Below are 13,560 nucleotides of genomic sequence, written 5' to 3' on the forward strand. Positions count from 1 at the left end.
GAATCGTCGGCTTAAGCATTCCGTCCGAATTCGTCCGTACAAGGCCCCTAGTCGAGTTCAAACTCATTCTTCCAATCCGAATCTCCTTCAAGCGGCTTCTGATCTGTCTTGTACAATACACAGTTCTCCAGCACGAGGACATCCATCTCCGTCCGCATAAAACAGCGATAGGCATCTTCCGGAGTATGCACAATCGGCTCGCCTCGCACATTGAAAGAGGTATTCACCAGCACGGCATAGCCGGTCTGCGCTTCGAAAGCCTTCAGCAGATTATAGTAGCGAGGGTTAGTCTCTTCGTGGACCGTTTGAACTCTGGCCGAATAATCCAAATGGGTCACAGACGGAATATCCGACCGTTGAACGTTCAAGAGATCGATGCCCCATAAATCCTTTTGTGCGGTCGTCTTGGGACAACGCCTTTTTTCGATAACCGGGGCCACGATCAGCATGTAGGGGCTGTCGGAGTGCAAGTCGAAATAGTCCGAGACCCGCTCTCGCAGCACCGAAGGAGCGAAGGGTCTGAACGACTCGCGATACTTAATCTTGAGGTTCATCACCGACTGCATCTTGGTACTGCGGGCATCCCCCAGAATACTTCGGCCGCCGAGGGATCGCGGACCGAATTCCATGCGGCCCTGCAACCACCCCACAACCTTTTCAGCCGCGAGATCCTTGGCGACCTGCCCGAACAAAGCCGAATCATCAAGGCGGACATACGGCGCCTCTTTTGATCGCAAAAACGCCTCGATCTCAGCGTTGGTGAAGGCGGGCCCCAGATACGTCCCCTTCATCTTATCGTGCTTGTTATCCGAGATGCGTGGCTTGCCCTCAAACTGATGCCACACCGATAAGGCCGCTCCGAGGGCGCCGCCCGCATCGCCGGCCGCGGGTTGAATCCAGAGTCCCTTATGCGGCCCCTCTCGCAAGACTCGGCCGTTTCCCACACAGTTGAGCGCAACCCCCCCGGCAAGACACAAATTCTCCACACCCGTCTCGCGATGAAGCGTCCGGGCCAATCGGAGCATGACCTCTTCCGTTACTTCCTGGACAGATCGCGCCAAATCCATTTCACGCTGCCCCAACTTCGCCTCAGGCGTGCGCGGGGGACCGCCGAACACATGGTCAAACTTCCGGCTCGTCATCGTGAGCCCTGTACAGTAGTTGAAATACTCCATGTTGAGACGAAATGTTCCGTCCGGCTTCACATCGATCAAATGCTCATAGATAGCTTTGACGTACTTCGGCTCGCCATACGGCGCGAGCCCCATCACCTTGTACTCGCCCGAATTGACCTTGAAACCGGTGTAGTAGGTGAACGCGGAGTACAGCAGGCCCAAGGAATGCGGAAACGGGATCTCCCACAATGGCGTGAGAGTATTTCCCTGGCCTTGCCAGGCTGATGTCGTCGCCCATTCCCCCACGCCATCCATGCACAGCACCACGGCCGAGTCATAGGGAGACGCAAAAAAGGCCGACGCAGCATGGGATTCGTGATGCTCTGAAAATAGCAGCTGGGGCAACTCGCTCTTGCTCATTCCCTCCCCATGCTTCAGAAATTCGTCCCGCAACAGCGTTTTCAGCAGCAACTTCTCCTTCATCCACACCGGCATCGCGGCCAGAAATGACTGGAGGCCAGACGGGGCGAACGCCAAATAGGTTTCCAAGAGGCGCTCGAACTTCACCAGCGGCTTATCGTAGAACACCAGCCGGTCGACATCCTTGAATCGAATCCCGCCCGCCTGCAGGCAATAGTCGATCGCCCGATGCGGAAACCCAGGGTCGTGCTTCTTTCTGGTAAATCGCTCTTCTTGTGCCGCGGCGACAATCTCGCCATCGCGCACCAGGCACGCCGCGCTGTCATGATAATACGCTGAGATACCAATGATATTTGTCATAGGCTATTTCCAGGTGAACATCCTCGAGCCGATAGGTTCCTCTATGCTACGGTGGGCCGGCTGGTTTATCCAAGCAGATTCACGAATATCGCTTCGTACCGCCCAGAGGCCACTTCCCATTGGAAATGCTGTCTCACGGTTTCATAACCTGAGTGAGCCAGCCGTTCCGCCAGAACAGGATCGGCCCAGACCTTGCTGATTGCATCACACAGAGCTTGGGGGTTCTCGGGTTCTACCAAAATCCCGTTATGACCGTCTTCAATAATTTCCGGAATCCCGCCGACGGCCGACGCCACGACCGGCTTCTTGCTGGAAAACGCCTCCAATATGGCAATCCCAAACGGTTCAGCGCGGGAGGGCAAGACCAGCAGCGTACATTGGCGCAACAACCTCTTAACGCCGATCCGGTCTTGCGAGCCCAGGAATTTCACCTTCTGCGTCAGACCCAGCTGCGACACGAGATCCTCAAGCTGTCCTCGAAGAGGACCGTCTCCAGCCAGCCACAATTCCATCTCAGGGTGCGTCTGCCCGAGGAGCCGGAAGGCCTTGATCAGCACATCGACCGCCTTCCGTGGCTGAAGCAGAGCAATGCACAAAACAAATCGCCCGCCGGGCAACGCGGCCCGCTCTTCCTCGTCAAACTCCGCAAGGTCGACCGCATTATGAATGGCCGACGACGTGGCACGGAGTCCGGGAAACCTTGTCAACGCGGCATCCAGCGTGCTCTTGGAGGGAGCGACAAGCCAATCGGCGGAGTTGATCAGGACTTCAAGCGCCTTTGGATACCGCGTTTCCGGCACTCCCTTTGGAAACAGATCGCCGCCATGCACCGAGATCACCAGCTTGAACCGGCAAAAGGGGCGAAGCAATGAGAAGTAGACCCCGGATCCAATGGGGTAGTGAATGTTTACGATATCGATATTGTGTCGAACCAGTACGGTGTGGAGTTGACGAAGGGTATGGAAGAGATAAAAGGCAAAGCCCAAAACAGATTTGACTGGGGATTCCGGGACGAAGGGATTCCGAAGATTGAGTTCGTATCCCGGAAAGTTCCACTTCGTAATGGTCGCCTTCAGCGAATGTGCTTCCCCGGGATGAAGGAACCAGACATGGTGCCCGGCCTTCTGCAGCTGGCGAGCCACATTCCCCACGACCGAGGCCACGCCGCCGACCTCTTGATCCCATGGCACAACCAGCAGCACATTCATCGGCGCTCTCCGCGCTGGAGCAGAAAAGGCAGCGGCACTCTCACAATCATCATTTTATCCCAGCTCTGCTTCATCACGCTCAAACTATATTTCTCATCTCGGCTGTTATAAACAAATAGCCGAACTACCGAATGTTCATACCCTCTCCACCCTCCACATAGATAAATGGGCCTGAGCAGATCGACCAGCTCGAAACTGACCAACCAACCCACATTGGATAGATCAGTGGAGCCTTGTTGGAACACCCGAGGTCATCACTCTCTCAACTTCTCGCAGATAGCAATCGACAGTTCTCTCCCACACCCATTCCCGTCTTACGTGCTCGACGGCCTGCCGGCTCATGCGGTCCTGCAATTCAGGATCCCGCAATAGCCGTGCAATCGCTCTGCCTGCGTCGTCAGCATTTCGATCGACAAGGATTCCTGTCATACCATCGATCACGGATTCCCGTATACCTGCTTCCCTCACCCCGATGACAGGAGCCCCACACGCCATGGCCTCCAACGCCACAAGACCGAACGGTTCCATGCGCGGCAAGAATACAAGCGCCGTGACCTCGTTGTACAACTGCACCAATTCATGTTCGGGCGGCTTTCTCCGAATCTGCAAATTCACCTCCAAGCCTTTGGCCATCTGCTCAAGGCGGTGTGCATAGCCTGGATCTTCTTGCCGCTCAATCGTTTCAGGAGTGGCAATAATGACGCAAGGACGCTCCGACTCGGCAATGGTAGCCACCGATTCAATCACTAAGTGATGCTGCTTTTTCTCCACGATGCGGCCCGCACTCAAGACGGCCCGCTTCCGTGGCAAATTTAATGATCTAAACGTATCGACATCTACGCCATATCTACAGACTGACGAATCCATCTGATTCCGCTGGTACAACGCTTCCCTTGAATAGCATGAATTCGTAAGTATTTTACCTGCTGCATGAAGTCCAGCCATATCATGCTTGCGTCGAAGCTCGGCCACTTTGGCAATGGCACGGTTACATAACTCCAAGTATTTGCGCTTCAGCCAAAGCGTCCCTTGAGGACAGTCGAACAATCCTTGCCCTTGAAATCTGGCATCTGTTGCCTCATGGCTGTAAACAATTGACGGAAGCGACAGATGTTCGGTCAATTGAACCGTGTAACTTGGAAAGCAGTGATCGAGATGCACAAAATCATAGCCCCGTGTCTGCAAGACGCTCCCCAGGTCCTGGTACTGCCGGGCTAATGCGTTCATCTGCTGCCCTTCCTGCAGAAGACCCATCCACACCGCCAGGAGATAGGGGCGATACCGATTCACCAAAGGGGGAATACTCACGCGATAACTGTTCCGTACAAACGGCGTCAACGGCCAGTGATTGAGATTCGGCTCTCCGATGCGCAGAATATATTCATCAATCACATGACCGCGTTTGGCTAGGTCGCGCACCATCTCAAATGCCGCCCGCTTAGACCCTCCTGAATCGGCAGTGTGGCACCAGGCTATGGTCCATCGGCGATCTGATACCCCGCCTTGCCCTTCCCGTTCTCCAAGGGCAGTCGAAGGGGAATTGGTATCGTGTGAACTCATAAACTCCTCATAGGCCACGGCTGGAGAAGAAATTCTCCGAAGTATCACTCACGCAACAATAACCGATTGCAGTCGCTGCATGGCCTGCTCGATCTCAAAATGCTCGTGAATGCGTCGTCTTGCCGCTAGCCCCATTTTTTCGCGAGTTCCCGCATTTCCCAACAACTGCCGAATGCCTCTTGCCAATCCTTCAGCATCGCCTCGTCTAATAAGTAACCCCGTCTCATTCTGAACCACAACCTCGCCTGTCCCTCCCACATCTGTCACAATCGCCGGAAGTCCGCACGCCATCGCCTCTAACAGCGCCAGGGGAAGCCCTTCCTTATCCGACGACAGCACAAAGAGATCCGCCTGCCGCAAGTGAGGCCGCACATCTTCCACATATCCCACAAACCTGACCAGCTCTGAGAGTCCCAATTGACTCGCGCGGGCTCGAAGTTCTGCCTCTAGGGGTCCCGCTCCGAGAATACGACAGCGCCATGGAACAGACTCCGTACGCAACATTGCCAGCGCCTCAAGAAGCACATCGATACGCTTTGCGGAGGATAGTCTCGCCGCGCAAACGATCATCACCGGTGACACCGTCGGAGTACCCGATGTGGGCAGGCCTAGGGATGGCTCTTTGGGTTGATACCTCCGGCAGTCGATCCCATTGCAAACCGTGATAGTGCGCGACGCTGGATACCCATACTCATCGACCAGCCTACGACGAACGGCTTCGCTCACACAAATCGTCCCATCAGCCATCGCGCCCTGCCATCGCTTGGTGGCCATATGCCTGGTTCTCCAGCCAAAGAGCCTTCGAAAGCCCCTGGCCAATCCCTGGCCTTCCACTTCGCCAGGAGCGGGATCCGCGATCAGATGTTCAATCACAACCAACCGCCTGCTCCCTGCCAGGCGCGCAGCCACATATGCCGAAAATGGATACTGGTCAAAAATCCCCTTTACAAATACGATGACCGACGGCCGAGAGCGGACAAACAGCCACCAATATTTTATGAAGCGCCAGCCGGTGATCGCAGGAGGGCTAGAAACCTGGACATTGCGTCGACCTCGCAAGGGTTCGCTGAAGAAGTCCCTGCCTAAACAGAGAATTCGAACGTCCAGACGCTCATCCATGCGGCCGACCAGATCGATAAGATGTTTTTCGGCCCCTCCGAATTCCGGCGTGTGCGTGACAAACACAATGCGATCGCTCATACCGCCTGATGCTCCCCCACACGCTTATCCTCCCTTGCCCCCACGGCTGACCGCCCTTGCAAAAGAGCCATTGTCCGATCGGTCGCGGCGTCCCAGGAGAACCAGTTCGATGCCAATTGCCTGGCCCCCTCCCCAAGCTGTCGCCTGAGACCGGGGTCATCGATCACCCGAAGCATGGCGGCAGCCATCTCATCGGGGGACTTGGGCGCACACCACAGAACATTTACCTCTTCCACAAACGGACTCTCCACCATCTCAGCTTTAGTGGCAACAACTGGCAATCCATGCGCCGCTGCCGCGGCAAATGAGCTATTGTTTAAATACAACCCCAGGTCGTGGGAGAACACGCACATGTCTGATGCATAAAGGAACCGTGAAGCTTCATCGCTCTCTGTTTCGAACTCTCCCGTCCACACCACCTTATCCCCAAAGCCAAGACGGTCAGGCATGGCCCGCATTTCCTCAGCAAACCGCGGCCGATCAGGATACTCGTGAGCAACCACCCCTCCCACAAGAAGCAGCCGAGCCTGAGGGCACACCCGACTCACCACACGGAACGCCTTCAGCAGCGTTTCGATGCCCTTGGGAGGATAGATCAGGCCGAAATACACCAGGACAAGCTGATCGGCAGAAAACCCCAATTGGGCCCTCGTAGCACTCCGGGTTCCCTGGTCGGTGCAGGTCGTCATTTTCAAAAGCGGCGGAGGCGGAACGAGCGTGCACTTCGCCGCCACAGATGGATCGCTCTCGCTCAACATGTGTTGATGACGCTGGCTCATGACGATGACCGCATCACTATCCCGCAACAGCGTCCCATACGCGTAATCCACGCCCTGAGTTCCGACCCCCCATTGCACAGCCTTCCGCAAGGCCCGAGATAGAAGGGCTTGGCCTCCGGCCTTGCTTCCCATGGGATAGGCAAACATGGTCACCACACGAGTATTCCGGGAAACCATTTTGCATAGGGACGGGAAAAACGTAATCATAGGGTGATCGTTATAGATCCAACCGATATAATAAAGCAGCACAGCGTGGGGCTTGGATTTCCACACTCGCCACAAGAGCAGCGGGAGGTCCCGCCACGACCAGTCCCGAATCTCACTGCGTACCCGCTCCTGATCCGCCAACTTTGATCCGGCGGTGGTTACAACCTCTACCTGCACTCCGCGATCCACTAATTGGGCAGCGATGCGATAACAATGATCCGCCTCACCGGCTTTCATCGGAGGATAGGCGCCAGAAATAACCACTACCCTAAACGGCTGCTGAGATTGTTCAATTCCCAACGCGACACTCCTACTCACTGTTCAACAATCCTCACAGGCCCCATTTGGGGGAGTTCGATTCCGCCCTTACGCATTAGGCCTGAACTTTCTTCTCTGAGAATATGCCTCACGGGCCAAAATGAGTCGCCTTCATTCAGAAACATCCAACTACGGCGACAGCAGATTTCCTCAGTAAGCATCTATCCCGACTGCATAGTCCTACGAAACAGACCTGGGAGCATGAGAACCCTACAAGTATTCCCCAATCTCCATTTCACCTCACCCGGCCCTACCTAAAGAGCGACGCATCGTCCACAATGATGATCTCTTTCGGATACCCCACATCCACAGCCTGAACTTTGACGATCATCTCTGCAATGGTCGCTGCTTCATTGTATGCCGGCATGATGATTGAAACCTTCATAGCAGCCTCCTGGATATCGACAACAATGCGATCTCCCTGACAAATCTTCGAAGGTAGTGGGGACATCGGTTGAGTGGGTTAGAGCTTTCTCGCGAGTGCCTTGTGGAGAGCCTCCGCGACTATCTTGTGACCTTCTGCCGTCCAGTGAGTATCGTTGGAAATGTAGAGGGATGTTCCTTTGGCAGCCTCCATTCGAAGGGTAGGAGTCAAATCAAAATACTCAAAGTCTGGCGATATGCTCTTCACGACAGTGCGAAGACGCTCCGGGAAATCATTGACCGACCACCATTTGACTTCATCTGAGACTTCAACAAGGGTGGAAAGACCGCTATACACTCTATAGTGCTCAGGAGCGAAAACTAGAACCAGTCGAATGCCTTCCTCACGACTATACTGATAGGCGGCTGCCAGGACCGAACTTGCCGTTTGCAATGCCGCCAATCGGTCTCCATGGAGAGGACGAGTGTCCTCTGGGAAATATATCTTCCGCTGCCGGCCTTCCTTATCGACAATTTTTCCGTAGCGCTTCTTGAGATGTTCATCAGGAACGCATCCCCGCCACAGTCGCATGACCGTCATCAAGGCATTGGTTATAAAGGCACGTTCTGAGTAACGCAGCTCCTCATGCAACCCTGCCAATCCTTGTTCGTAGGCACGCACATCCTTGAGGTCGTTGCCTTCATAGAACATCCATACGATGGTCTTAGGATGAAACTTGGTGGCATAACGCTTGAGTACTACCAGTTCCTGTTGTGGACCATACCCTGAACTCCCAAGGTTCACTACAGTTCGCCCTTCTAAACTTTGCAGCACTGTCGTCAGAATTCCGGAGCTCTCTATTCCTACACCCTCAACGAATGAGTCTCCGATCACAGCGATATCGGCTGTCTCCAAGTCTTGATCATTTCGAAAACCGTGTTGATCATATCGAAGGTTGTATGAAACCGGCGCGATCGATGGAAGGCAGATATACTGCCCAATCATTCCGTCGTATATGGAAGTCATGTTCAACTGAAAATGAGGCTGGCGCCTCCATAGTAATTCGCCATCGAAAACGTTTCCTCGCTGATATACAGGGTTCATAGACGTTGAGAATACCCTCCGGTAGTCTAGCGCGCCAAAGAATGCAGGCGCCTCAAGTGCACCAAGACATATAGCCAGCGTAAAAGACGTCACACAGAAACTGGTTCTTAATTCGCTCTGCTTCCGTCCTGATAGAAACGCGTAAAGAGCCCATAAGACAAAATAGATCGCGAGGAGGTCTGCCACCAGATGTCGAATAGAGGATACGCCAAGCCCCCAAAGAACAATGCCGGCGAGAACGCAAGTTGCCAGAACAAGGCTACCAGTAATTTTCGTATGCACTTACAATCTCTCCTGCCCTCGAAGATGGGGACACTGCGCTCATGATGATCACGATTATATAGAATCTCTCCCCGGAAATTTATTCGACGGTTCAACGAATTGCGCCTCTAGGCTGCACTCGGAAATAAACCGTCGCCACGGACTCGACGCCAAGCCTCCAGGACAATGCTTCGATCGGTAACGCGCAACCTTAATTCGCAAGGTCCGACACAAGAGACCTATACAACTCGGCGTACCGTTCCGCTTGAAGCTGGAGCGGGTATTCGTCGAGAGCAAGCCGGCGACAGTTTTCAGACAATAGCTTGCGGTACTCAGGCGCGTTCATCATCTCCACAATGGTGGCCGCCAATGCGCTGACTTCGAAGGCCAGCACCAACTGTCCGGTTATTCCAGGGCGGACCATTTCCGGAGTCCCTCCCGAATTGAAACTGACCACCGGCACTCCGCAGGCCATGGCTTCCAGTACAGTGTTCGCGAGATTATCCTGCAATGAAGGAAGAACAAACAGGTCCGCGGCACTGTAGACGGCAGAGAGCAATCGATCGTCATGGATGGAGCCAAGATGGAGCCACGGCATACGGCCATCTGCTTGAGGAGGTTGTTGCCCCAGAGACACCAGCAACAACTTCTCTACGCGCTTCGCACAATGCGGGAGTGCCTCCAGCAAGAAAGAAAACCCCTTGCGACGATTATCGACAACATCGGCCAGGAAAAACACGACACGAGCATCCTGCGGAATCCCCAGCAGGTCTCTCGAATACGCCTTATCGCGTGGAGTAAACACGTCAAGGTCCAGTCCATAGGGAATCACGTCAACTCGGATCTCCGACAACAGGCTGCTCTTCCGGGCTTCTTCCGCAAGCCACCGGCTGGGCGTGACAATACGCAGGCGCCCATTTTTCGCGGCCACGATCGCCCGCTTCTTCCGTTCCCACACCGCGCGAGACAGATCCTGCTCCTGGTGCGACCCCAATTGCGGACAGGCGCCGCAGGACCCGGAAAAACGGCCGCACCGATTGTCATAGTGGCACCCTCCGGTAAAGGCATTCATATCGTGTAACGTCCACACCACAGGCGTTGTCCGAGTCATCTGCGGGAGAAACGAGGTGTAGTCCAGCATCCCCGCAACCCAATGGAGATTGACCACATCACAAGACGGTATCTGCGGTACCATCGCATGTGGGAACGGCCCACGATCGTCGCTAAACATTTCGTAGCCCGACGGGCGCGAAGCCTGATACCGGACGAAGTCCCGGGCGATCGCCCCCCGACGCATGCGGGTGCCGACCCGATCCACAAACCCCTGCGGGGGATCGAACCTCACGATCGTCTGATCGGGACACGTTTTGTCCATAACAAACATCGTCGACGGCCACCCGATGCGCTGGAGGCCCTGGTGAAGCCGATAGGCAGAGCGCGCGGCTCCGCCACGTATATCCTGCGTGCTGACGTGTACGATCTTCATTTCAACCTCTTGACCCCATCTGATCTGCCAGCCGCCTTCAACACAAGTCCTTCCACGTGAACGAGGGCTTCTCCGTGCAGGCCTCTTCGATATACACCAGATGCCAGAGCTGAAACATTACCGCAGCCCAGACGTGGACGGCGAAATCGGCCTGCCCCTCAAGATGTGGCCTCACATAGTGGTGATAGAACGCAGGTCGCAACAAGCCTTGCTTCTCCAGCCGTTCCGGCGCCAACAACCGCTCCGCCAATGGGCGAAGAGCCCCTCGCAACCACAATCCAATGGGCATCGTAAATCCGCCCTTTCGCGCCGTCAGCAATGCATGAGGGAGCAAATCACTGACGGCGCGCTTGAGCAGATACTTGGGATCGCCGCTCTTGGTCCGGATCGATGGAGGAATTCGAAACACCAGTTCGACAAGGCGGTGATCGAGGAACGGGGTTCTCGCTTCAATACTATGCGCCATGGAAAACCGGTCCGTCATGAAGAGAAACTCCTCAGCGAGTTGCGTTTGAAAATCCACCACGGCAAGGCCGGTCCGAAGATCTCGCGTGCGCGAGGCATCGTAAATCTGCTGCAAGTACTCAGCGGTACTCTGACAGCCCGGGCCGTCCTGGTCGCACCGCACAAACTGCTCCGTCTGTCCATCAGACACACAGTCCATATTTGCACGGCAATACGATCCAAACGGTGTCTCCAACAGACCGGACAGTTTGGAGAAAAGCCTGCCCCGCCCGATGACGGGCCAGGACGCAGGAAGGCGAGGACTGACGGCCCCCAGCGGACTCGCGCACAGCGCAAGCGCCCCGGCGCCGCTCCTGGAACGCTGACGAAGGGTCACTGCGGCATGCAGGACCGGATCATCCTCAAAACGCCTGAACTTTTCATCATTTCCAAACAGCTCGTCGCCCCCCATCCCGTTGAGCCCGACCTTCACATCCTTGCTCATCTCACGATAGACGTACCAGGCAGGAAGTCCTCCCCCGTAGGGCTCATCCAAATGCCACACCATCTCGACGAGATCATTGAGAAGGTCTGTTGGATTCAAAATAAGTTCGTGATGCAGAGTGCCCCAGCGATCAGCCACCTCCCGCGCCAAATGCAATTCGTTCCAGGCCTGCTCTTCCTTGCCTGCAAAGCCAAGCGAATAAGTGCGCACTTGCGGAAACCCCTGCTCAGCCAGCAAGCCGATGATGGCGGATGAATCAATTCCACCGGACAACGAACAAGCGATTGGGACATCGCTCAACGTCCAGCGGCTCACGGCGGCGCGAAGTTCAGCACGCAAACGTTCCGACCACTCCTGGATATCGTGGTCTTCAAAGCGAGTGCCGTCGATCTGCCAGTATTGACTGAGGGTGAATCGATGGTGCTTCAGATCGTATACAAAGAAATGGCCGGGCGGGACCCGGAAGACGTTGTCGATGATGGCCTCCGGCCCAGGCACATACAGCACCTGCATGAAATGCGAGAGGGCCTGGAGATTGACCGTTCTTGAACGCGCCAGCGGCGAGACCAAGAGGCTCTTGAGCTCGGAAGCGAAAACAAACGAACCCTTCTCGATGGAATAGTAGAGCGGCTTGATGCCCATTCGATCGCGGGCGCCGAACAGCCGGTTGCGGCGTTGATCGTGAATCACAAACGCGAACATGCCGTTCAGATCGTCGACCATGCGCTCGCCCCGCTCCTCGTAGAGATGGAGCAGCACTTCCGTATCGGAATGGGCCGTGACGAAGGTATGGCCGCGGGACTCGAGATCCGCTCTTAGCTCAGGCGCATTGTAGATCTCTCCATTGAAGACGATCCAAACAGACCCGTCCTGACTGCTCATGGGCTGATGGCCGCCCGCGAGATCCAGGATACTGAGCCGGCGCATGGCAAGAGACACGTCCCCCGCAGGGCTGGAATAGATCCCTTGATCGTCCGGCCCCCGATGAACGATCATGCCGTTCATCTCCTGAAGCCATACCGCCTGGTGCGAACCCGCGACACCGACAATCCCACACATACGAACACCGCCTCCTTCACGCGCTTACTGCGCTTACACCAAACCGGCCTGAGTCATTCCGGGCAAAACGATCCCAACAGAGAGGGCTCAATCAGGCAAAACATCCGGGCAACGAGAGCAAGGGCATCATCGCGCATCGTGCTTGATTGAACGATAGAGACGATGGGCCCAAGGAAACAGCTTCTTGCCCCGATCAAAGGCCGCCGCTTTTGCCGCTTCGGCTAGCGTCGACCCGACGGCTGCGTAATACTCAGGAATGAAGGGCATGGCAAAGGCTGAACGGACCCACTCGAATGGGGATAGGCGCTCCCGATACATCCCGTTCCAGCGGTGGAAACAGGTTTTCCAGAGCATTTTGACAATTTGTTGTTTTACCGCGTGATATTGATCGAGGTGGCTATGGGCGTACCGCCGGATGACAGGATCCGAGTCAAGGAACGTAAAGAATTGTGTGTACCCATAGACAAGGGATCGGTAGTCGCACGAAAACCCCATGCTTTCCTCATACGTACGCTTTCGATGGGTACACTGCGTACTGAAAGCCACGTTTCGGCCCAGGCACAATTTCAACAAAAGTGCGTCATCCACCCCATTGCCGCCAGAGAGAGCTATCCGCGGATAACCTCCACAAGCCTTAGCCTCTTCGGTCCGAAATAGGATCGTCGCAAAGCATTCAAATAGATACGAACCTTGGCACCACGCTTTGACAAACTCCTCGCCGGACAGGATCTCGGGAACCACATCCAACGATTTGCGTAAGACCCGCCCGCCAGGATCGACCGCCTCCTGCTTGGAGATGGCGACAGCCGCGGAGGGATGCCGCTCAAGGAGCGCGACAAGGTCGGATACGAAATTAGGACTCATCTCGTCATCGTCTTGAAACAGGATGAAATACTTACCTGTGGCCTCCTGAACAATCTGATTGAAATGCTCACTGACGATAACCGTTTCCGGATTCTGGCGGAACCGGTACGGTCGAGAATAATGTCGGGAGACCAGGTCGGCCACCTTGCTCCCGTTCATGCCATTGTCTGACACGATGCACTCAATCTCCGGGTAGTCCTGCGCAAGCACGACGCGGAGAGCCTGAGGGATAAACTCCAGCCGCTTGTAGATCGGTATGCCTATGGTTACCCGCGGAAACATGCCACCACCCCCATTTCGTTCTCG

General features: G+C 55.3%; 10 protein-coding genes. All 10 read right to left on the bottom strand.

From position 1 onward, the window contains the following. Positions 1-47: 47 nt before the first annotated feature. Positions 48-1,895 carry a carbamoyltransferase gene (locus Q7U39_14525; GenBank protein ID MDO9119172.1) on the bottom strand — a complete coding sequence of 616 codons (1,848 nt, stop codon included), beginning with the start codon at positions 1,893-1,895 and terminating at the stop codon, positions 48-50. Between the two features lie 65 nt (positions 1,896-1,960). After that, positions 1,961-3,103: a glycosyltransferase family 4 protein gene (locus Q7U39_14530; GenBank protein MDO9119173.1), complete on the bottom strand. Its 1,143-nt coding sequence runs from the start codon at positions 3,101-3,103 to the stop codon at positions 1,961-1,963. A gap of 222 nt (positions 3,104-3,325) precedes the next feature. Further along, complete coding sequence (locus Q7U39_14535; protein MDO9119174.1) at positions 3,326-4,330, bottom strand: glycosyltransferase; 1,005 nt, start codon at positions 4,328-4,330, stop codon at positions 3,326-3,328. A gap of 381 nt (positions 4,331-4,711) precedes the next feature. Continuing rightward, positions 4,712-5,863, bottom strand: a complete 1,152-nt coding sequence (locus tag Q7U39_14540) for a glycosyltransferase family 4 protein (GenBank protein ID MDO9119175.1) — start codon at positions 5,861-5,863, stop codon at positions 4,712-4,714. Continuing rightward, a complete protein-coding gene (locus tag Q7U39_14545) occupies positions 5,860-7,167 on the bottom strand; it encodes a glycosyltransferase family 4 protein (GenBank protein MDO9119176.1) in 1,308 nt (435 codons plus the stop codon). Before Q7U39_14545 ends, Q7U39_14540 begins: the two co-directional genes overlap by 4 nt. Positions 7,168-7,417: 250 nt before the next feature. After that, a complete protein-coding gene (locus Q7U39_14550) occupies positions 7,418-7,552 on the bottom strand; it encodes a glycosyltransferase (protein MDO9119177.1) in 135 nt (44 codons plus the stop codon). A 78-nt stretch (positions 7,553-7,630) separates the two neighbouring features. Next, complete coding sequence (locus Q7U39_14555; GenBank protein ID MDO9119178.1) at positions 7,631-8,917, bottom strand: SGNH/GDSL hydrolase family protein; 1,287 nt, start codon at positions 8,915-8,917, stop codon at positions 7,631-7,633. A gap of 190 nt (positions 8,918-9,107) precedes the next feature. Next, complete coding sequence (locus Q7U39_14560) at positions 9,108-10,382, bottom strand: glycosyltransferase family 4 protein (GenBank protein ID MDO9119179.1); 1,275 nt, start codon at positions 10,380-10,382, stop codon at positions 9,108-9,110. 37 nt (positions 10,383-10,419) lie between these two features. After that, positions 10,420-12,390: an asparagine synthase (glutamine-hydrolyzing) gene (asnB, locus tag Q7U39_14565; protein MDO9119180.1), complete on the bottom strand. Its 1,971-nt coding sequence runs from the start codon at positions 12,388-12,390 to the stop codon at positions 10,420-10,422. Positions 12,391-12,516: 126 nt separating this feature from the next. After that, positions 12,517-13,536 (bottom strand): glycosyltransferase family A protein, encoded by a 1,020-nt coding sequence (locus Q7U39_14570; protein MDO9119181.1) that lies wholly within the window; start codon positions 13,534-13,536, stop codon positions 12,517-12,519. Positions 13,537-13,560: the final 24 nt, after the last annotated feature.

Source organism: Nitrospira sp. (assembly GCA_030653545.1).
In the GTDB taxonomy this organism is placed as follows: domain Bacteria; phylum Nitrospirota; class Nitrospiria; order Nitrospirales; family Nitrospiraceae; genus Nitrospira_D.

Excerpts from the sequence above, each read along its gene's own strand:
- Q7U39_14525 (MDO9119172.1), bottom strand. The coding sequence starts at position 1,895 with ATGACAAATATCATTGGTATCTCAGCGTATTATCATGACAGCGCGGCG.
- Q7U39_14535 (MDO9119174.1), bottom strand. The coding sequence starts at position 4,330 with ATGAACGCATTAGCCCGGCAGTACCAGGACCTGGGGAGCGTCTTGCAG.
- Q7U39_14570 (MDO9119181.1), bottom strand. The coding sequence starts at position 13,536 with ATGTTTCCGCGGGTAACCATAGGCATACCGATCTACAAGCGGCTGGAG.
- Q7U39_14560 (MDO9119179.1), bottom strand. The coding sequence starts at position 10,382 with ATGAAGATCGTACACGTCAGCACGCAGGATATACGTGGCGGAGCCGCG.
- Q7U39_14530 (MDO9119173.1), bottom strand. The coding sequence starts at position 3,103 with ATGAATGTGCTGCTGGTTGTGCCATGGGATCAAGAGGTCGGCGGCGTG.
- Q7U39_14550 (MDO9119177.1), bottom strand. The coding sequence starts at position 7,552 with ATGAAGGTTTCAATCATCATGCCGGCATACAATGAAGCAGCGACCATT.
- Q7U39_14540 (MDO9119175.1), bottom strand. The coding sequence starts at position 5,863 with ATGAGCGATCGCATTGTGTTTGTCACGCACACGCCGGAATTCGGAGGG.
- asnB (MDO9119180.1), bottom strand. The coding sequence starts at position 12,390 with ATGTGTGGGATTGTCGGTGTCGCGGGTTCGCACCAGGCGGTATGGCTT.